Origin of the sequence: Ruegeria sp., assembly GCF_965199275.1 — a bacterium.
GTDB lineage: Bacteria > Pseudomonadota > Alphaproteobacteria > Rhodobacterales > Rhodobacteraceae > Ruegeria.
Genome location: NZ_CBDAQX010000008.1, coordinates 425,253 through 446,013 on the forward strand (window position 1 = coordinate 425,253; position 20,761 = coordinate 446,013).

Sequence of the window (20,761 nt, forward strand, 5' to 3'; positions counted from 1 at the left end):
AATCGCTGGCGAAAAAAGTCCGTGTAGTGCCTTTTGGCAACCAAGGCATAATAATATCAATGACTTATACGAAAAAATGTCGGAAGTCAGGAAACGGAGGGCGCACACGTCCGTCGGGCAGATCTTCCAAACCCGGTTTGAGGCTGTCATACAGCGCATCAACCCCCTCGACATCTATGTAAAAGGACTGCTCTTCACCCAGCAGCTTGCCATCGTCTCGCGGCGGGCATTCCAGCAGCCGAATAGCCACCGGTCCGCGCGAAAGAAAAGCATAATTGTCCTGTTGAAACCCGCAGCTGAATCCCAAACGGTCGCAATAGAAATCAATCTGGTTCTGCAACGACGAACACAAAACAAACGGAGTGAGTTGCAATATACTTGCCATGCCAAAGCCCTCTCTGAATGGGCCCTAGCCTACCTTTGCCGGCAACTCAGTCCAACAATTCATCGGCCCGGCGGCCCTCACGCGCGTAGTGATGCGGTAAAACCCGGCCATAGAGCTGCCGCGTCCTCTCAACCCCGCCGCACATGCCTTCGGTATCCACAAACGAGAAGATGCCAACATAGCGCTTGCGCGCGCCTTCAACCGGCGCAACTCGGTGCAGGGCATAGCGACCTTGGAATATTTGCAGATCACCGGGCTGCAAGTCGATCCTGCGAACGGCCTGCATATTGCCATCCAAAACAGCCCTTACCGCCGAAAAATTCTCGTCGTCTGAACTGCGCAGATCCGGGGCATATTCAAACGCACCGCCTGTCTCGGCGTTCTGAATGGCCAGAGTCACCGTGTAGTTGTTGGTGTCGAAATGCCAGGGAAATCCCTGCCCCTCTTCCACGACATTGATGATGACATCCGCCAACGGATCATCATAGCGAAAGAACCGATCCTCAGGCTCATCCAGCGCATCGCGAATGAAGGGCAAAAAACCGTCGAACTCGTAGATGCGCCGCAAAGGCCCTGATCCGGGGAAATTATCCGCAGGTACAAACGCATTCGACCTATCATAGAACCGACGCACCGGATGCCCGATCCCATAGCTGGGGTCATCCTTGGTGAAATAGACATTCGTACGGTTGAAGGACCGGTGAGCCTTGGGCGCGACGGCATCTGCCTCTGCCAGTAATTGCTCCAACCCGGCCTCGTGCACAAAGCCCGGCAGAACCGCGCAACCGTCATGTTCCAGCTCTCGGCGCAGATCACCGATCAACTGGCGGTACGCGCTCGAGTCCGGACGATCAATCGGATAGCGTCCCAAATCCACGAGTTCCTGCAGCAAGGCCGACCCCCCTGTTTGCCCCTCATACAAGGCAGCCTGCCGCAGCACCTGGCGCGCTTCTGGTTCATTTCAGACATCGTGTTGGCGGATTTAGACAAGTCGGAAATCCGTCAAAACACCACGCGAGCCACTCTATTTTGCCGGAAATTCCCGACATGCGTCATTTTGCGCAACAAAATGTCGCAAATTTCATCAATCCGGTCATGAAATTCATACGATTGACTGTTGACGCTCCTTCGTGCCGAACATAATGTCCCCTGCAAGCTGATAAGGAGCCTCTGGCGATGAACACGCTAGTCGTAATCGTAGGAAACATGCGTATGGGCCGGTAACGGAAAACCACAATCGAACCCATGCGCCTCCGAAAACCTCGGGGGCTTTTTTTTGGCAAACGCAAGACACATGTCGCGAACGGAGCAAAGCAGATGACACGTGAGATGACCGGCGCAAAGATGGTGGTTCAGGCCCTCAAGGATCAGGGCGTGGACACAGTATTCGGATACCCCGGTGGCGCCGTCCTACCGATCTATGACGAGATCTTTCTGCAAAACGACATTCGCCACGTCCTGGTGCGGCATGAGCAAGGCGCAGTCCACGCCGCCGAAGGCTACGCCCGCTCGACGGGTAAACCCGGCGTTGCGCTGGTGACATCCGGCCCCGGCGCGACCAACGCGGTCACAGGTTTGACGGATGCGCTGCTGGACTCGATCCCGATTGTTGTTCTGACCGGTCAGGTCCCGACCTTCATGATCGGCTCGGACGCGTTCCAAGAGGCCGACACCGTTGGCATCACCCGCCCCTGCACCAAGCATAACTGGCTGGTGAAGGACACGGATTCGCTGGCTGAAACCATGCACGAGGCGTTCCATGTTGCCACCTCGGGCCGTCCGGGTCCGGTGCTGATCGACATTCCGAAGGACGTGCAGTTTGCATCGGGTGACTATACCGGCCCCAAGACCTCGACCTCTCGCTATCAGCCTGTTCTGAAGGGCGATCTGGAAGAAATCACCGAACTGGTCGCCGCGATCGAAACCGCCAAGAAACCCGTTTTCTACACCGGCGGCGGCGTCATCAACTCGGGCCCCGCAGCCAGCCAATTGCTGCGTGAACTGGTGGATGCCACTGGTTTCCCGATCACCTCGACCCTGATGGGCCTTGGCGCTTATCCGGCGTCAGGTGAGAACTGGCTGGGCATGCTGGGTATGCATGGTCTCTACGAGGCCAACTTGGCGATGCATGACTGTGACCTGATGATCAACATCGGCGCGCGGTTCGACGACCGGATTACCGGCCGTATCGACGCGTTCTCGCCGAACTCGAAAAAGGCGCATATCGACATCGATCCTTCGTCGATCAACAAGGTGATCCGCGTCGACATCCCGATCGTCGGCGACGTTGCGCATGTCCTGGAAGATATCCTGAAGGTCTGGAAATCGCGCGGCCGCAAGACCGACGTGGCTTCGGTCGCCAAATGGCAGGAGCAAATTGCCGACTGGCGCAAGGTCAACTGCCTCGCCTACACGAACAGCGAAAAAACGATCAAACCGCAATACGCGCTGCAACGCCTTGAAGAGCTGACGAAAAACCACGATCGCTACATCACGACCGAAGTTGGTCAGCACCAGATGTGGGCCGCGCAGTACCTTGGGTTCGAAGACCCCAACCGCTGGATGACCTCAGGCGGTCTGGGCACGATGGGCTACGGCACTCCGGCTTCGATCGGTGTGCAGATGGCGCATCCCGACGCCCTGGTGATCAACGTCGCAGGTGAGGCCTCGTGGTTGATGAACATGCAGGAAATGGGCACCGCCGTTCAGTACCGCCTGCCCGTGAAACAGTTCATCCTGAACAACGAACGCCTCGGCATGGTCCGCCAATGGCAGGAGCTGCTCCATGGTGAGCGTTACTCGCATTCGTGGTCCGAGGCCCTGCCCGATTTCGTCAAACTCGCCGAGGCCTTCGGGGCCAAGGGCATCCTGTGTTCCGACCCCGCCGATCTGGACGACGCGATCATGGAGATGATCAACTACGACGGTCCGGTGATCTTTGACTGCCTTGTTGAAAAGCACGAGAACTGCTTCCCCATGATCCCGTCGGGCAAAGCCCATAACGAGATGCTGCTGGGCGAGGCCGAAACGCAGGGCGTGATCGATTCCAAAGGTTCGGTTCTGGTTTAACAACATTCGTCGGAATTGACCGGGCGCCCGACGCCCGGTTTTCGCAAGATGATGAAAGGGACGTAAATGTCTGCCCTACATATCAAAAAAGGCTCTACCCGCCACTCGGCCTACAACCTACGCCCGACCTTTTCGGACGTGCAGGAGCGCCATACGATTGCGGTTCTGGTTGAGAACGAGCCGGGCGTTCTAGCCCGCGTGATAGGCCTGTTCTCGGGCCGTGGCTACAACATCGAAAGCCTGACCGTGGCCGAGGTCGACCACACTGGGCACCTTAGCCGCATCACCATCGTGACCACCGGCACCCCGCAGGTGATCGAACAGATCAAAACACAGCTGGGCCGTATCGTGCCGGTTCACGAGGTCCATGACCTGACTGTCGAAGGCCCCTCGGTCGAGCGGGAACTGGCGATCATCAAGGTCGTTGGCGAAGGCGACAAGCGGGTCGAGGCGCTGCGTCTGGCCGATATCTTCCGCGCCAATGTGGTCGACAGCACGTTGAACTCGTTCATATTTGAGATCACGGGCGCTCCCGACAAGATCGATGCTTTTGCTGACCTCATGCGCCCGTTGGGGCTCGTCGAAATCGCCAGAACTGGCGTTGCTGCCCTGTTGCGCGGCGACTGACAACTGCAAGGTCCCGGCAGGGCATCGCCGGGACCCTTCGCTTTTTTCGGCAAATGTCTATTTGATACTTCGCGCAAAAAAGCCTGCAAATAAACTGTAAAGGTCACCCCCAGTAGACAAATACCTATTGCCTTTACCCAACGTCGGATTAGCATCTCTGGTGCAACGCGGCGTGGGGAAACGTTGCTTTGGGGTCATCTTTACGATTTCGGTCACACATCCGGTCTGCCGATCTGCACCGCTGTTTTCACGACTGAAACCGCCGATGCAGGGGGAACCGATGCCAGAGGATACGCGCAGCCCGGACGAACTTCGCGCCATGTTCGGCGCGAACCTCAGACGCTTGGCGCGAAACTACCCTTCGATTTCTGCATTGTGCCGCGAACTAGGCATCAACCGAACGCAGTTCAACAGGTATCTTGCGGGCGAGAGCTTTCCGCGCGCGGATGTTCTGGACCGGATATGCCGCTTCTTTGATGTGGATGCCCGTATCGTTCTGACCCCGCTTGACGACATCCCGGATGCCAATACGCATCATGTGAACGCCACTCTGACGCAATTCCTCGGCTCGGGCGCTCAGGCCACCCACGACTGCACCTTTCCGCCAGGGTTTTATGCGGCGACGGACACCCGGACGTCCATTGTTTTGCACGCCAAACGGCTGCCACAATGCACGTTGATCCGTGGCTTCACACCGCGCAGCGTGATGCCCGGCAGCCCATCCATGGCACGAGAGGTGCGCGGTATAGCGAGCTGTTCCGGCGATTATGTCTACATGCTGATTTCCGGTCGTAACGGCCAAAACAGCCGGGTCTATGTGGTCAGCAAGAAAGATACCCTCTGGCAAGGTACAAGCTACACGCGCCCGGACAAAGACGACGCGCGCCCCGTGACCCTAACCCGGCTGGGGCAGGATGCAACAGATGCGCTCGGCGCCGCGCGCAAGCTGATAAAGGCCCACAGGCCCGACTAGCGCTAGCTCGGGTCATCCTCGCAGATCAGGCGATACAGGTGCCAGCTTGCGTGACCTAAAAGCGGCAGCACCAGCAGCAATCCCAGGAACCACGGCACCATCGCGACAAACGTCAGCACGGCGATGAAAATGCCCCACCCGATCATGACCGGAAAGTTGGCCTTCACGTAAGAGAAGCTCTCGATCATTGCCGTCACGAAATCCAGCTCGCGGTCCAGCAGCATCGGGATGGACAGCACGGTGATCATGTAGAGGATGGTGGCAAAGACCGCCCCGACGGCCGACCCTACGGCCAGCATCATCAACCCGTTCGACGTCAGATATACCTCGAGCGACGAAGACACGTTCGTCAGCGTCGACAGCCCCATGAACAGGGCAAAGATCATATGACCCAGAAAGAACCAGAACAGAAACATCACCACGATGATCGCGGAGATTGAGGGCAACTGGCGGCGGCTCTGTTGTAAAACGACTCCGAATATCGCCTTGAAATCAAGCTCCTCCCCCGCCTCCAAGCGACGTGAGACCTCATAAAGCCCGACCGCCGCAAACGGTCCGATCAGAGGGAACCCGATCGCGGCGAGGACCAGCCAATAGCTTGTTCCCGTCCGAAGGGTCACCCAGGCGATCGCCCAGCCCGCCAGCACATAAAACCCCGCAAATATCAAGCCGAACAGCGGCGCCCTGCGGAGGTCAACCCACGCCCGCCGCATCGCCTGTTTCAGCATCCCACTGTCAACAGGGCGCATCTGAGGCGCTCCGAAAGGTCTTTCCATCTATTTCTCCTCCCCGTCTGGCCCTATCTCATCGCGGGCCTTTTCTGCGGACATGTCGTTGCCTCGTGATACGCCGCACCCATGGACAATAGCCGGGCGTCCGACCCTTTGGGCCCAAACAGCTGAAAGCCCATTGGCAGGCCTTCCGCTCTGAACCCGGCAGGCGCAGCCAGACAGGGCAAACCAATCAGGCTGACTGGTACCGTCACCTGCATCCAACGGTGATAGGTATCCATCGCCCGTCCTTTGATCTCGCTCGGATACGGCGTCTCAATATCGAACGGCCAGACCTGTGCGGCCGGCAAAACCAGAGCATCGTAGTCCTGAAACAGCTCAGCCGCCCGCCGGAACCACTCCGACCGAGCAACGCTGGCCTCATGTACTTGCATCGCGGATAGCGTCAGGCCACGCTCCAACTCCCACTGCGCGCTGTCCTTCAAGGCCTCTGATTTGCCCAGCAACGGCTGCAGTCCCGCTGCCACCGACCAAGACCGCAGGGTAACCCAACTGTCCCACATCTTTTCCGCATCGAAGGGCGGAGACACATCTTCGACCACTGCGCCTTGGTCTACGAAAACGCTTAGGGCATCGCGGCAAAGGTCCAGAATGCCGTTCTCAACCGGAAACGCGCCGCCCCAATCTCCCAACCAGCCAATCCGAACCCCGCGAAGATCAGCGGCTTGAACGGGGCTCACATGCCCGGCATCCGTGACCAAAGGTGACCGGGGATCAGCGCCCGAGATCACGTCGAGCAATAGCCCCAAATCCTCAGGGCTGCGCGCCATTGGCCCCAGAGTCGACAACTGATGCAGAAACCCATCTCCAACGGGTTCCGAAGGTACCCGCCCCCAGCTTGGGCGAAATCCATAGACGTTATTCCACGCGGCCGGATTTCGAAGGCTTCCCATCATATCCGAGCCATCGGCCAACGCGACCATCCCAGTCGCCAACGCAACCGCCGCGCCGCCAGACGACCCGCCACAGGTACGCGCGCCGTCATAGGGGTTCCGGGTCGCGCCATAGACCGGGTTGAACGTGTGCGAGCCAAGTCCGAACTCGGGCGTGTTGGTCTTACCAATCAAGATTGCCCCCGCCGCGCGCATCCGCGCTGCAATCAGATCGTCCTGTTCGGGCACAAAATCGCGAAACAGCGGCGATCCCTGCGACGACACTATCCCAGCGACATTGACCAGATCCTTCACTGCAATCGGCAACCCATACAGTGGCCCCCGATTGGTGCCCGCATCCAGTGCCACCGCCTCGGCCATCAGATCATCCGCGTCGCGCAACGCCACAATCGCGTTGACTGTTCCATTCACGGCCTCGATCCGCTCCAGCGTCGCAGCCATCACCTCGACCGCTGAAACAGCACCAGATGACAGCTGATTGACAAGCGTCTTTGCGGAAAGCTGAGTGACATCCATCCGTGTTTCAATCGCCTCGATCTTTTTGGTTCAGATCCAGCCTAGCCGCGCACCCCGACCAATAAAACCCATTGTTTAAATACATCTTTTCCCGAATGGCCAAGCACCACCCGGATCTCCTTCATCTGGCTAAAAATATCTCGGGGGAGTTGCGGCTTGCCGCGGCGGGGGCAGCGCCCCCTGCCCAACCTTAGTCGCCTTGCGCCTCGGACCGGCTTTTACCGGCCACGTTCAACGCCAGGGTCGCCGCCATGAACCCATCCAGATCCCCGTCCAACACACCTTTGGTGTCCGAGGTCTCATGATTGGTCCGCAGATCCTTCACCATCTGATAAGGCTGCAAGACGTAGGATCGGATCTGGTTGCCCCAGCCCGCATCCCCTTTGGCTTCATGCGCCGCGTTGATGTCGGCGTTCCGGCGGTCCAGCTCTTGCTGGTAGAGGCGCGATTTCAGCGCCTTCATGGCGATATCGCGGTTCTGGTGCTGCGACTTCTCGGACGACGTCACAACGATCCCGGTCGGGATGTGCGTGATCCGCACGGCCGAGTCCGTGGTGTTCACGTGCTGACCACCCGCACCCGAGGACCGATAGGTATCAATCCGAATATCGGCCGGGTTCACCTCAATCTCGATATTGTCATCGACCACGGGGTAGACCCAGACCGAACTGAACGATGTATGCCGCTTGGCCGCCGAGTCATAAGGCGAGATTCGTACCAGACGATGCACGCCGCTTTCCGATTTCAGCCAGCCATAGGCATTGTGACCGGAAATCTTGTAGGCTGCCGACTTGATCCCGGCTTCCTCGCCCGCGGTCTCAGATTGCAGCTCGACCGTATAGCCCTTCTTCTCCGCCCAACGCACATACATCCGCGCCAGCATCGAGGCCCAGTCGCAGCTCTCGGTCCCGCCCGCGCCCGAGTTGATCTCGAGGAAGGTATCGTTGCTGTCAGCCTCGCCATCGAGCAGAGCCTCCAGCTCTTTCTTGGCGGCTTTGTCCTTCAGAGACTTGATCGAGGCTTCGGCGTCCTGAACAACCTCTTCATCCTCTTCCATCTCGCCCAGCTCGATCAGCTCGATATTGTCGCTGAGATCGGTTTTGATGGACTCGTAGGTCTCGATCGCGTCGACCAGCATCTGCCGTTCGCGCATCAGTTTCTGTGCGTTCTCGGGGCTGTCCCATAGGTTCGGATCCTCGACTCGCGCATTGAACTCCTCAAGCCGATGGGGCGCGGTTTCGTAGTCCATGCGCTGTGCCAGCAGCTCTAGCGACTTTTCGATTTCCGCCACGATATTCTGGGTTTCGGCGCGCATGGTCTTGCCCCAACTTGGTCAAACAGGACTGCGTGATAGCAAGAGCGGAAGGCCACCACAAGACGGGCCAGACGGGATTACACGTCTGGCCGCTAGAGATTTTACAAAGCGATCAGTAAAGGCCGCCAGTGCTCAAATCCCCTTGCGAGGCTTTGGGACCAACAGTGACAGTGCTACCGGTCGAGGTTTGGACCTGAACGCCTGCGCGTTGCGCCTCTTCGAACAGCGGAAGGTCCGATCCGATGGCAAAGCCGCCGTCATAAACGCGGTCGATAAACCCATCCACACCATCCCGGAAGAACTCGGCCACGACATATTCGCCGGATGCATCCGCAGGCAGGCGCGCACCGCTGAAACGGTCGATCTTGATGAAGTGACCACCCTCGGGCACCTCGAACGGACCACCGCCGTATTTCTCAACGGCTTTTTCCATGAAGCTCTGAAAGACCGGCCCGCACATGGTACCACCATAGGCCCCCCGGCCCATCGGACGCGGGCGGTCATAGCCGATATAGCAACCGGCCACGATGTTCGAGGTGAAGCCGATGAACCACGCATCCTTGGAGTCGTTGGTGGTTCCGGTCTTGCCCGCCGTCGGCACCGGAAGGTTGACATAGCGCGACGCCGTTCCGCGATCCACAACTCCCTTCATCATCGAGGTCAGCTGATAGGCGGTAATCGCATCCATGACCTGAGAGCGATTGGTTTCAATGGTCGGCGACTCGTTTGGCTCGAGCCAGGTCGAGTTGCAATCGAGGCACTGGCGATCGTCATGGCGATAGATCGTCTTACCAAAGCGGTCCTGAATCCGGTCGACCAGAGTAGGTTCGACCCGCTCACCGCCATTGGCGAACATCGCGTAGGCCGCAACCATTTTATACAGCGTGGTTTCTTCGGATCCCAGCGAGTTGGCCAGGAACGCACCCATTCGGTCATACACCCCAAACCGTTCCGCATAACCCGCGACGACGGGCATCGTGACCTCTTGCGCCAGACGGATGGTCATCAGGTTCCGCGACTGTTCGATCCCGGTGCGCAGTGGCGTCGGGCCGTAGAATTTGTTCGACGAGTTTTTGGGGCGCCACAGGCCCTGAGGGGTATTCACCTCAATCGGAGCGTCCACAACGATTGTTGCGGGGCTATAGCCACTGTCGAGCGCGGCCGCGTAAACGAACGGCTTGAACGAGGAGCCCGGCTGACGCTGCGCCTGCGTGGCGCGGTTGAACACGGTATCCTGATACGAGAACCCGCCCTGCATCGCCAGAACGCGGCCCGAGTTCACGTCCATCGCGACAAAGCCACCCTGCACTTCTGGCACCTGACGGGCGGACCACTGCCCCCCTTCCCCGGCCATGACAAGGATCACATCGCCGCGTTTGAAATTGTCGAAGAAGTTGCCCTGCATCCATTTGATGTCAGAGCGAGGAATGGTGCCATCGGCGGGGCCATCCTCGATGCCTACGGTCAATTGTTGCTCGGCCACATCCAGCACAACAGCGGGATACCATTGGGTCGGCAGGACGACGTCACGGGGAATCTCCATCTGCGCCAATGCATCGCGCCATTGGGCTTCATCCCCCAGCTGTTCTTCGGCGATCACCTCGCCCGTGCCACGCCATCTGCCACGTGACAGGTCGTATTTCTGCAATGCCTCACGCAGCGCACGCGCGGCCTCGACCTGCATCTCTTCGTCGACCGAAGCGCGCACGGTGAAACCGCCGGTAAAGAACTCACCCTCGCCGAAGTCTTCGCTCAGCTGACGGCGGATTTCATCAGTGAAGTAATCGCGCGGCGGCAACGCAGTCCGGAAGCTTTCGAAATCCCCGTTCTGGACCGAACGCAGTGGCATCTCGACCTCTGTCTCATAAGTCGCCTGATCAATGTAACCGTTCTGGTTCATCTCGCGCAAAACGTAGTTGCGGCGGGCCAGCAGACGTTCCTTCTGGCGGACTGGGTGGTAGTCCGACGGCGCTTTAGGCATCGCGGCCAGCATCGCTGCCTCATGCGGAGCCAGTTCCTGCAGGGTCTTGTTGAAATAGGTCTGCGCCGCAGCGGTCACACCATAGGAGTTCTGACCCAGAAAGATCTCGTTCATGTAAAGCTCGAGGATCTGTTCCTTGTCGAGCGTGTCCTCAAGCCGGGTGGCGAGGATGATTTCCTTGATCTTACGCTCGGCCCGGCGGTCGCCCGACAACAGAAAGTTCTTCATCACCTGCTGTGTGATGGTTGAGGCCCCGCGAACAGTTTCACCTTTGGTGCGTACAGCTTCGACACCAGCAGCGATGATGCCGCGCGGGTCATAGCCCTGATGGGTGTAGAAATTCTTGTCTTCCGCCGAGATGAAGGCCTGTTTCACCAGATCGGGGATTTCCTCGGACGGGGTGAACAGACGGCGTTCCTGGGCAAATTCGTCGATCAACTGACCTTCGCCGGAATAGATCCGGCTGATCGTGGGCGGCTTGTACTGGGCCAGCGACTCGTGGCTGGGCAGATCGCGGCCATACATCCAGAAGACCGCGCCGATCACCAGCGCAACCATGAAGATACCCAAAGTCACGAGGCTGAAAACTGCCCCGAAAATCGATAGAATGAACCGGATCACGTCACTGCCTTTTTTTCGCGCTGCCGCCTATATAGGGATGCCAAGCCCGAGGGTCAAAACCACAAGCGCATTCTAGCCGTTTTGCGTCGTCAGGTCACTGTCCAATCATGGACCGTCTGATCACATCTTGCTGCCGCCAGTCCTCGAGCCCCTGATAAATCCCCAGCGCCATTTTGGCGCGCCATTCGGGATTTTTGATGTTTTTCAAGTCTCTGGGGCTGGAAAGAAACCCAAGCTCGACCAGAACGGATGGGATATCCGCCGCCTTCAGCACCGAGAATGAGGCTGTGCGCAGCGGTTTGCGATTCATCGGCCCGCCCTGTTGCGCCATGCCATTGGCAATCGCGCCCGCAAGCGATGTGGTGCGGGGTTTGGTCTCCTGCCGCGCCATATCCAGCAGCACATCAGTTACTTGATCATCTGCCCCGTTCAGATCGACCCCGGACAAAAGATCGCCCCGATCATGACGCTCTGCCAGTTTGACGCTGGCCACGTCCGAGGCATCCTCGGACAAGGTATAGACCGCCGCGCCGTGGGCCTGCCCGTCGGAGAGGGAATCGGCATGCAGCGAGATAAACACATCTGCACCCGCCCTGTGTGCCAGAGCGATACGACGCTCTAGTGAGACGAACTGATCCTCGACCCGGGTCAGTACTACCTCGTAACCACCTGACCGCAAAAGTAATTCGCGCAGTTCGCGCGCGAAGGTCAGCATCATGGTTTTCTCGTCAATGCCGCCAAACTCGGCGCCCGGGTCGATACCGCCATGGCCGGGGTCCAGCATCACCCGCATGACCTGCGCCACATTGCGCGGGACCTCGGACGTGGTGACGGCGGGTTCTGGAAGATCCCAGCCGTGGTTCTGCGGCACGCCAGCGGACGCGTTGAACGTGTCAAAATCGGTACCGACCAATTGAAGGGTCAACAGCGCCGCCCCCGAGGCCTCATCCAAACGCAACTCGGCCGTGTCCACCGCCATCGGTGCGCCCAGTTCCAGCACCATACGGGACCAGCCGGGGACATAGGCCCCGAACTGCACGCCGCTGATCCGGTCGGTTTGCGGAAATTCTCCGGCATTGAGGCCAGTCCAGTCGACCTCCTGAAAGTCGAGAACCATGCGGTAGGGATCGCGCAGCGTGAAGATCCGGTAAGGCACCCCCTGACTGACGCCAAGATCGACCTGAACCGCTGTGCGACCAGAATCGATGATGCGGCTTTGGTCCGGCTGCACGCGCGCCAACGCAGTAAAGTCCTGCGCCAATGCGGCACCGGACAGCGCCCAGATCAGCGCGATGCAATAGAAAATCCTGCTCATGGCCTCAAGTTTTCCCGAGATCGTTTGAGCGCGACCCTAGCGCATCCGCCCCCTCTTGTGAACGCTTTACACCGGCTGCAACGCGCCGCGTTCGGCCATGAAGCTGCGCAGACGCTCTAACCCGTCCTGAATATCCGCCGTGGCCCGCGCGTAGGAGAATCGCAGGGTCGTATGCCCGCGCTCAGGATCGAAATCCAAACCGGGCGTGACAGCGACACCGGCCTGTTCAAGAATCTCGGCGGCAAAGGCGCGGCTGTCATCTGTCAGGTCAGAGACATCGGCATAGACGTAGAACGCCCCGTCTGGTGGCGCGATATTCGTAAAACCGGCCTTGGGTAGGCCTTCGAGCATCAGCTCGCGGTTGCGGCGGTAAACATCGAGATTGGCCTGCAGCTCCTCATCGCAATCCATCGCGGCCAAGGCGGCCACCTGGCTGGCATGGGGCGCGCAGATGAACATGTTCTGGGCGATCCGCTCAACCACTCGGACCTGATCCGCGGGAACGACCATCCAACCGACGCGCCAACCGGTCATCGAGAAATACTTCGAGAACGAGTTGATCACGTAGCACTCATCCGTCAGCTCCAGCGCAGTGACGGCTTTGGCCTCATATTCCAGCCCGTGGTAGATCTCGTCGCTGATGAAAGAGGCACCCTGCCCCTGCGCGGCGTCGATCAACGCGCCCATCGAGGCATGATCCAACATAGTGCCGGTCGGATTGGCGGGTGACGCGACCATCAGGCCCTGAAGATCAAGTCCGGCAAAATCCGAAGGCACCGGTTGCAGCCGATTCTCGGGCAAGGTCGGCAGGTCGACGGGCACCAGCCCAAGCGCCTTGAGGATCTGACGGTAGGACGGATAGCCTGGCGCACCGATCCCCACGCGATCCCCGCTGTCGAACAGCGCGGTAAAGGCAAGCAAGAACCCGCCGGAAGACCCCGGCGTCACCACCACCCGTTCGGGGTTCAGATCGACATTGTACCACTCGCCATACATCTGCGCGATCCGCTGGCGCAGAGCGGGCAGTCCAAGCGCGACGGTATAGCCTAACGGGCCTTGCTCCATTGCCTTTGCGAGGGCTTCGGTCGCTCCTTTCGGGGCGCCGGTTCCGGGCTGGCCGACCTCCATATGAATGATGTGGCGTCCGGCCTCTTCGGCTTTGCGCGCGGCCTCCATCACGTCCATCACAATAAACGGATCGACCCCGGACCGGGTTGAGTTTCTCATGCCCATCTCCCATGTTGCAGCCATGGCTTTTGAACGCGTATCCCGGCTGGCGTCAATCCCAGCCCTGATACTTGCGGCTGTCCTCTGGCTGACGGCGGCAGCGCAGAGCCACGCCCAAAGCCTGATCCGCGATCCCGATATCGAGTTTGGCCTGCGTGAACTGGCCTTTCCGGTGCTGCGTGCCGCCGGGCTAAGCACCAATCAGGTGCGTATTCTGGTGGTCAACGACAACACCTTCAACGCCTTCGTGATCGACTACAACGCGATCTACCTGAACTACGGCCTGATCCTGTCGGTCGACAGCCCCGAAATGCTGCAAGCCGTCATCGCCCATGAGGCCGCCCATATCGCCAACGGTCATCTGGCCCGCCGTCACCAGAACCTGCAGGACGCGCAGCGCAAGGCGAGCCTCGGTACGGCGCTTGCCTTGATCGCAGCCGCTGCGGGCGGAGGGGAAGCTGCTGCCGGGATTGCAGCCGGCACGCAGGGCGCGGCCATTCGCAGCTTTCTGGGGCACACACGGGCCGAGGAAGCCTCGGCCGATCGCAGCGCGGCCAGCTATCTGCGGTGGGCTGGAATCTCACCCAAGGGGATGGTCGCGATCCACCGGAAATTCGCAGGTCAGGAGTTGCTGAGCACGGCCAATCAAGACCCCTATATGCGCTCGCACCCCACCAGCCGGGACCGCTTGCGCGCGGCTGAGGCGTTTCTGGACGAGTTTGGCGATCAGACCCAACCCAATGAAACCGCCGACTATTGGTTTGCACGGGTGAAGGGCAAGCTCTCGGCCTTTCTGCGCTCTCCAAGCTGGACAATGCGCCGCGCGAAAGAGGAAACGGCGTACGATATCAGAATGATGCGCGAGGCGTCGGCCCATCACCAGAACCGCGATCTGGCCCGTGCGCGCGCAGCGATAGATGAAGCCTTGAAAATTCGGCCCCAGGATCCCTTCTACTATGAACTGAAAGGGCAAATCCTTCTGGAAAACAGGCAATTATCCGATGCTGTTAATGCATATGCCCAAGCGGTTGAAATGGCGCCGCACGATGCGTTGATCCTTGCAGGATACGGACGAGCGCTGCTGCTACAAGGCCAGACCGACACGGCGTTGGAAGCGCTTGAGAAAGCCCGCGCCCGCGACTACCGCAACGCGCGGCTGATGCGAGATTTGGGAGTGGCCTATTCCAAGGTTGGCAATAACGGGATGGCTTCGACCGTCACCGCAGAACGATACGCCTTACAGGGCCGACTGGCCGATGCAGGCATTCACGCAAGACGGGCCATCGGGCAACTTCCCGAAGGCTCACCGGGTTGGCAAAGGGCACAAGATGTGTTGATTGCCTCAAAACGCGCAGAGAAAGCGAAAAGGAAACGCAAATGATCCTGAAACATGCAGCCCCCGCCCTTTTGGGGCTTTCCCTGATATCGACTTCGGCGCAGGCGCTGGACCTCAACGCGCTGAGCGATGCCGAAAAGGCCGAGTTCGGAGCACAGGTGCGCGAGTATCTGCTGGAAAACCCCGAAGTGATCATCGAAGCGATCACCATTCTGGAGGAGCGCAACGCAGCGACCCAAGAACAAGCCGACCGTGATCTGGTCGCCTCGAACGCGGATGAGCTGTTCAATGATGGCTATAGCTGGGTGGGCGGCAACCCGGAGGGCGACATCACCTTGGTCGAGTTCATGGACTACCGTTGCGGCTATTGCCGCCGTGCCGTGCCCGAGGTGGCCAGCCTGCTGGCAGAGGACGGCAATATCCGCCTTGTGATCAGAGAGTTCCCGATTCTGGGCGATGCCTCGGTTCTGTCCTCACGCTTCGCCGTGGCGACCAAACATGTCGCCGGGGATGACGCCTATAAACAGGTCCACGACGCCCTGATGGAATTCAGCGGAGAACCCAGCGAAGTGACCCTGCGCCGTATCTCAAACGGGCTTGGCCTGGACAGCGACGCCATCATCGCCGCGATGGACAGCAACCAGGTCACCGAAGAGATCACCCGCACCCGAGAACTGGCACAACGGATGCAGATCACCGGCACGCCCTCGTTTGTGCTGGGCACCGAAATGCTGCGCGGCTTCCTACCAGCGGATCAGATGAAGCAGATCGCAGACGGAGTGCGGGCTGAACAAGGGTAGACTCCCGAAGTGAATCGTCGACAGCTTTTGATTGCCGGAGGGGCGCTGGGAGCTATGGGTTTGCCAAGTCAATCCTCAACCCAGCCTCGTTCTGGCTACTACGTACCGGCCGAGGAAATGCGTCATCAGCGCACTTTCATGCAATGGCCCAGCAGTAGAAAAGTCTATCGCGACCAGATATTTCTAGACTTGGTACAACAGACAATTGCGGACATTGCCAACGCGATCGCGGCATTTGAGCCTGTAACGATGTTGGCTGCGGCAGAACATCAAAACGCCGCCCGCAGGAGGCTTTCTTCGCAGGTCGAGTTTTGGGACATCCCTACCGAAGACCTTTGGTGCCGAGACTCCGGTCCGGTTTTTGTCGTAGACGGACAAGGCAAACTGGCCATCAGCCAAATCCAATTCAATGGCTGGGGGCAAAAGCAACTCCACGCCCTCGATGCAAAAGTAGCCAGCAGGGTCGCGGATCGGCTGGGCCTAACTCTGCGACCCACCGGTTTGCAAGGCGAGGCTGGTGGGGTCGAGCAGGATGGGCATGGGCTGCTCATGGCGCATGAAAGCTCTTGGGTGAATGAAAACCGCAATCCTGGCATGGCACACGCCGAAATCGAAAGCCGTCTGCTGGCAGCTTATGGCGCTGACCGCATCATTTGGTCCGAGGGTGTCTTGGGACAAGACATCACCGACTACCATATTGATAGCCTAGCCCGCTTTACAGGGCCGGGGCGCGTTCTCATCAACCTTCCAGATGAACCGGACATGGGTGATCCGTTTCACCTTGCTGCACTGGACACTCACGATCGGCTTGCGGACGAAGGCTTGCAGATCGACGTCATCCCCGAACCTTTCGAACGACGTGTTCATGACCCGGAATTCGTAGCCTCATATGCAAACTACTATGTCTGCAACGGTGCAGTGTTCCTGACTTCCGACATTTTTTCGTATAAGTCATTGATATTATTATGCCTTGGTTGCCAAAAGGCACTACACGGACTTTTTTCGCCAGCGATTGTTTCGGAGTGTTGAGGGAGCTCAGGCTTTGGTCTGGCCAGTTTTTCGGGTGCGCCCGGGGGGTATCTTGAAAGGGGCTTCGTTCCAGGTCAGGCCGACGCAGGTGAGGATGCGTCTGGCATCGACCGTGGCATGGCTTGGCATGCCGTAGCGGTCAGGGGTGCCTTTGTGGCGCAGGATCGAGAGCTGCAATGCGTTCAACTCGTTGCGGATACGAGCCGGGCTCATCGGGTGTCCGAGCAGGTCCAGATGCTTGCGCAGGTGCTGCAGGCAGCAGAAGGCCATGTAGCAGATGGCGATATGGGCCCGGACCCGACGCGGCGACCAGTGATAGATGGGCCGGATTTTCAGATCGTGCTTGTTGGTGCGGAAGCAGGCTTCGATCTCCCACAACTGGTGATAGCGGGCAATGACGTCCTGTGCCTCCAGTTCGTCCGCACCATGAACAACAATGGCATGCAGCCCGTCCCATTGTGCCGCTGCCTTGATCTTTGCATCATCCAGCGTGACGTCCCCGCTGTCGGGGAAGGCCAGGAAGCGGCCATATCCCCGGCTGCTGAAGCTGCCGGGTTTGCGAGAGCGCTTGAGCTTCTTGTGCAGCTTTTCGATTGCCTTGTCGCGCTTGTGGGCATCATTGCGTGCCCGGGTGGGTGACCAGGTCACAATGACCCGCGCTCCCTCCTGGTCGATCACCTTGTACCAGCCCTTCTCGGTTGCCTCTTCAGAACCGTGTCCAGCCCAAGGCTGGCGTCCCTCCGGGCTCAAAATGTTCGCCTTCACGGCGGCCGGGGCGGACTTCATGCGATAGCCGAGGATGTAGGGCAGACCCTTGTTCTGCAACATCTGCTGGTTGTCCTTGCTGAGCATGGCGGCATCGGCCACGAACGTGACCCTGGCCACGTCGAAGCGTCCCTCCAACGCCTTCAGCGCAGCTTCCAGCGTATGACCTTCCCAGGTGTTTCCCGGGAAGAGTTCATAGCCCACAGGCAGCCCATCGGAGGTGACGATCAGCGCCAGCATGACCTGAGCGCGGTGATGCTTGCCATCCTTGCTGAAGCCCTTGGCCAGAAGATGATCCTGCTCGACCCCGTCCGCATCCTCGGCCGGGTCCTCGCGCTCGGTGTCAAAGGCCAGGGTCGTGCAATCGTAGAACAGCACGGTCACTGGCCCGCCCAGCAACTTCTCTGCCGCCGCGTGAGAGGTTTTGCAAATCCCGTCTATCACCGGCGTATTGATGTAATCCATGCTCCGATAGACCACGTCCAGATTGAGCGTGATGCCTGCCTGGTTCTCCAACGCCTCCACGGTCGCGCGCTTGCTCTCGGGCTGTGCGATCCGCGCCATAACCAGCTCTTTCACAATGCGATTGGCACTTTTACGCGCCGCCCCCAGAAGGGCCCCCCAACCCAGTTGGTCATACATCGTCCCCATGACATCCCGCAGACCCAGAGAGACCCGCGCCTCCTCACGGCACTCGGCAAGATCAACGCCAAGCTTGTCCGGCCGCGGAGCGCGGCGCACCAGCGCCTGCAGATCGGCATATTCCGTGGGCGTGAACAGTTCCATTTGCGGCGAGCGATCAATGCGTAATTGCTCCATCAAGCGGCCCGCCAGACGCTTGATATCCTCAATCTCGCTGTCGTTATGGGCCACACCCACATGGCGCAGGATCTTCTGGCGTACCTTGGAGCCGGTGCGGACGGATTCAACGATCTGGATCCGTGTGCGGTTGAGCTTTGCGTCATGTTTGGTGCGGATGAACATGGGCGAAGAGGTTAGCCATCTGAAGGCCCATGTCAATACTTTTTATAATAATGGGGCACTACAACGCGCCTCTGAGCAACCACACCTGAAAACAAACCAAAAACCCAGTCAGATCAACAAAAAGGTCGGAAGTCAGGCGCCGCCCGCAGGAGGCTTTCTTCGCAGGTCGAGTTTTGGGACATCCCTACCGAAGACCTTTGGTGCCGAGACTCCGGTCCGGTTTTTGTCGTAGACGGACAAGGCAAACTGGCCATCAGCCAAATCCAATTCAATGGCTGGGGGCAAAAGCAACTCCACGCCCTCGATGCAAAAGTAGCCAGCAGGGTCGCGGATCGGCTGGGCCTAACTCTGCGACCCACCGGTTTGCAAGGCGAGGCTGGTGGGGTCGAGCAGGATGGGCATGGGCTGCTCATGGCGCATGAAAGCTCTTGGGTGAATGAAAACCGCAATCCTGGCATGGCACACGCCGAAATCGAAAGCCGTCTGCTGGCAGCTTATGGCGCTGACCGCATCATTTGGTCCGAGGGTGTCTTGGGACAAGACATCACCGACTACCATATTGATAGCCTAGCCCGCTTTACAGGGCCGGGGCGCGTTCTCATCAACCTTCCAGATGAACCGGACATGGGTGATCCGTTTCACCTTGCTGCACTGGACACTCACGATCGGCTTGCGGACGAAGGCTTGCAGATCGACGTCATCCCCGAACCTTTCGAACGACGTGTTCATGACCCGGAATTCGTAGCCTCATATGCAAACTACTATGTCTGCAACGGTGCAGTGTTGATTGCCGAGTTCGGAGATAGTGAAACGGACAAAATTGCGCGCAATGCCCTTGGGCGTCACTACCCCGGGCGCGAGGTCGTTTCATTGAATGTCGACACGTTGGGCGAACTGGGCGGAGGCATTCATTGTGCGACGCAGCAAATGCCCGCAGTATAGCTACTCTGCAGCCTCCTCTGCCGCATCCAGTTCAGAGGCCTTTTTCTCGACCTCTTCCACGATATGATCGATCATCTGATCGTTCGACATCTTGTGGCTAGCCTTGCCCGCCAGATAGACCATGCCCGACCCTGCTCCACCGCCAGTGAAGCCGACATCGGTCATCAGTGCCTCGCCTGGGCCGTTGACGACGCAACCGATAATCGACAGGGACATCGGCGTTTTGATGTGTTCCAGGCGGTGCTCCAGCGCCTCGACGGTTTTGATCACGTCAAATCCCTGACGCGCGCAGGACGGACAGGAAATGATGTTGACGCCGCGATGGCGCAGGCCCAACGATTTAAGGATTTCAAAACCGACCTTGACCTCTTCGACCGGGTCGGCGGACAGGCTGACGCGGATCGTATCTCCGATCCCCATCCACAGCAGGTTGCCCAGACCGATGGCGGATTTGATGGTGCCGCTGACTAGCCCGCCGGACTCGGTGATGCCCAGATGGATTGGTGCATCGGTAGCCTCGGCAATGCCCTGATAGGCCGCCGCCGACAGGAACACGTCGCTGGCCTTCACGCTGATCTTGAATTCGTGGAAATCATTATCCTGCAGAATGCGGATATGTTCCAACCCGCTCTCGACCATCGCCTCGGGACAGGGCTCGCCGTATTTCTCAAGCAGGTGTCGCTCTAGCGAGCCTGCATTCACCCCGATCCGGATCGAACAGTTGTGGTCCCTTGCGGCCTTGATGACCTCTTTCACACGTTGTTCGTTGCCGATATTGCCCGGGTTGATCCGCAGGCAAGCGGCGCCGGCTTCGGCCGCTTCGATGCCACGGCGATAGTGAAAGTGAATGTCAGCCACGATGGGAACCGGGCTTTCGCGCACGATCTCTTTCAGCGCCTTGGCCGAGTCCTCGTCCGGAACGGAAACCCGCACGATATCGGCACCAGCCTCAGCCGCCGCCTGAACCTGCGCGACCGTCGCCGCCACATCAGTGGTCAGGGTGTTGGTCATGGTCTGAACGGTAATCGGAGCATCGCCTCCGACCGGCACGTTGCCGACCATGATCTGGCGGGATTTACGGCGGTAGATATCGCGCCAGGGACGTACGTGGTTGAGCGACATGAAGAGTGGTCCGCATCTAGCCTAGGTTGCCTCATAGATAGTTCGGCAACCGCAGTTGAGCAATGGCAAG

Annotated in this window: 18 protein-coding genes; 8 read left to right on the forward strand and 10 right to left on the reverse strand. The window is 59.0% G+C overall.

Going from position 1 to position 20,761, the window contains the following annotated elements; all coding sequences use genetic code 11:
- Window positions 1-64: 64 nt before the first annotated feature.
- Both ACOERD_RS04320 and ACOERD_RS04325 read right to left on the reverse strand, forming a co-directional pair.
- Entirely contained in the window at window positions 65-385 is a 321-nt protein-coding gene (locus tag ACOERD_RS04320) for a VOC family protein (RefSeq protein WP_419738160.1), read from the reverse strand.
- A gap of 46 nt (window positions 386-431) precedes the next feature.
- Window positions 432-1,277, reverse strand: coding sequence for a HalD/BesD family halogenase (locus tag ACOERD_RS04325; protein ID WP_419738161.1), 846 nt, complete (start codon window positions 1,275-1,277; stop codon window positions 432-434).
- A 425-nt stretch (window positions 1,278-1,702) separates the two neighbouring features.
- On the opposite strand from ACOERD_RS04325, the gene ACOERD_RS04330 reads away from it, so the two are divergent.
- The 3 genes from ACOERD_RS04330 (at window position 1,703) to ACOERD_RS04340 (ending at window position 5,054) form a co-directional block, all read left to right on the forward strand.
- A complete protein-coding gene (locus ACOERD_RS04330; RefSeq protein WP_419738162.1) occupies window positions 1,703-3,454 on the forward strand; it encodes an acetolactate synthase 3 large subunit in 1,752 nt (583 codons plus the stop codon).
- A 66-nt stretch (window positions 3,455-3,520) separates the two neighbouring features.
- Window positions 3,521-4,081 (forward strand): acetolactate synthase small subunit, encoded by a 561-nt coding sequence (gene ilvN / locus ACOERD_RS04335; RefSeq protein ID WP_170373979.1) that lies wholly within the window; start codon window positions 3,521-3,523, stop codon window positions 4,079-4,081.
- 265 nt (window positions 4,082-4,346) lie between these two features.
- Entirely contained in the window at window positions 4,347-5,054 is a 708-nt protein-coding gene (locus tag ACOERD_RS04340) for a helix-turn-helix domain-containing protein (RefSeq protein WP_419738163.1), read from the forward strand.
- A 2-nt stretch (window positions 5,055-5,056) separates the two neighbouring features.
- On the opposite strand, the gene ACOERD_RS04345 is transcribed toward ACOERD_RS04340, so the two are convergent.
- From ACOERD_RS04345 to ACOERD_RS04370, 6 genes are all read right to left on the reverse strand, one after another.
- On the reverse strand, window positions 5,057-5,830 hold the full coding sequence (locus ACOERD_RS04345; protein ID WP_170688831.1) for a DUF2189 domain-containing protein: 774 nt from the start codon (window positions 5,828-5,830) through the stop codon (window positions 5,057-5,059).
- 23 nt (window positions 5,831-5,853) lie between these two features.
- The gene (locus tag ACOERD_RS04350) at window positions 5,854-7,254 is read right to left on the reverse strand and encodes an amidase (RefSeq protein ID WP_419738164.1); all 1,401 of its coding nucleotides are present in this window, start codon (window positions 7,252-7,254) and stop codon (window positions 5,854-5,856) included.
- Window positions 7,255-7,444: 190 nt separating this feature from the next.
- Window positions 7,445-8,569 (reverse strand): peptide chain release factor 2, encoded by a 1,125-nt coding sequence (gene prfB, locus ACOERD_RS04355; RefSeq protein WP_170373982.1) that lies wholly within the window; start codon window positions 8,567-8,569, stop codon window positions 7,445-7,447.
- Window positions 8,570-8,681: 112 nt separating this feature from the next.
- Window positions 8,682-11,171, reverse strand: a complete 2,490-nt coding sequence (locus ACOERD_RS04360) for a penicillin-binding protein 1A (RefSeq protein ID WP_419738165.1) — start codon at window positions 11,169-11,171, stop codon at window positions 8,682-8,684.
- Between the two features lie 94 nt (window positions 11,172-11,265).
- Window positions 11,266-12,486 (reverse strand): N-acetylmuramoyl-L-alanine amidase, encoded by a 1,221-nt coding sequence (locus ACOERD_RS04365; protein ID WP_419738166.1) that lies wholly within the window; start codon window positions 12,484-12,486, stop codon window positions 11,266-11,268.
- 66 nt (window positions 12,487-12,552) lie between these two features.
- Complete coding sequence (locus tag ACOERD_RS04370; protein ID WP_419738167.1) at window positions 12,553-13,713, reverse strand: pyridoxal phosphate-dependent aminotransferase; 1,161 nt, start codon at window positions 13,711-13,713, stop codon at window positions 12,553-12,555.
- Here ACOERD_RS04370 and ACOERD_RS04375 point away from each other — a divergent pair.
- The 3 genes from ACOERD_RS04375 to ACOERD_RS04385 are packed head-to-tail and all read left to right on the forward strand — an operon-like array spanning window position 13,712 to window position 16,878.
- On the forward strand, window positions 13,712-15,094 hold the full coding sequence (locus tag ACOERD_RS04375; RefSeq protein ID WP_419738168.1) for a M48 family metalloprotease: 1,383 nt from the start codon (window positions 13,712-13,714) through the stop codon (window positions 15,092-15,094). The two genes, ACOERD_RS04370 and ACOERD_RS04375, sit on opposite strands and share 2 nt — an antisense overlap.
- Window positions 15,091-15,849, forward strand: coding sequence for a DsbA family protein (locus tag ACOERD_RS04380; protein ID WP_419738169.1), 759 nt, complete (start codon window positions 15,091-15,093; stop codon window positions 15,847-15,849). The genes ACOERD_RS04375 and ACOERD_RS04380 overlap by 4 nt, the downstream gene beginning before the upstream one ends.
- 54 nt (window positions 15,850-15,903) lie before the next feature.
- Complete coding sequence (locus tag ACOERD_RS04385; RefSeq protein WP_419738170.1) at window positions 15,904-16,878, forward strand: agmatine deiminase family protein; 975 nt, start codon at window positions 15,904-15,906, stop codon at window positions 16,876-16,878.
- 6 nt (window positions 16,879-16,884) lie between these two features.
- On the opposite strand, the gene ACOERD_RS04390 is transcribed toward ACOERD_RS04385, so the two are convergent.
- Window positions 16,885-18,627, reverse strand: a complete 1,743-nt coding sequence (locus tag ACOERD_RS04390) for an IS1634 family transposase (RefSeq protein ID WP_419737624.1) — start codon at window positions 18,625-18,627, stop codon at window positions 16,885-16,887.
- Here ACOERD_RS04390 and ACOERD_RS04395 point away from each other — a divergent pair.
- Together ACOERD_RS04395 and ACOERD_RS04400 are read left to right on the forward strand one after the other, a co-directional pair.
- Window positions 18,620-18,859: a hypothetical protein gene (locus tag ACOERD_RS04395; RefSeq protein ID WP_419738171.1), complete on the forward strand. Its 240-nt coding sequence runs from the start codon at window positions 18,620-18,622 to the stop codon at window positions 18,857-18,859. The two genes, ACOERD_RS04390 and ACOERD_RS04395, sit on opposite strands and share 8 nt — an antisense overlap.
- Window positions 18,808-19,569, forward strand: coding sequence for an agmatine deiminase family protein (locus ACOERD_RS04400; RefSeq protein ID WP_419738348.1), 762 nt, complete (start codon window positions 18,808-18,810; stop codon window positions 19,567-19,569). The genes ACOERD_RS04395 and ACOERD_RS04400 overlap by 52 nt, the downstream gene beginning before the upstream one ends.
- Here ACOERD_RS04400 and ispG read toward each other — a convergent pair whose 3' ends face one another.
- Window positions 19,570-20,691 (reverse strand): flavodoxin-dependent (E)-4-hydroxy-3-methylbut-2-enyl-diphosphate synthase, encoded by a 1,122-nt coding sequence (gene ispG, locus ACOERD_RS04405; RefSeq protein WP_419738172.1) that lies wholly within the window; start codon window positions 20,689-20,691, stop codon window positions 19,570-19,572.
- Window positions 20,692-20,761: the final 70 nt, after the last annotated feature.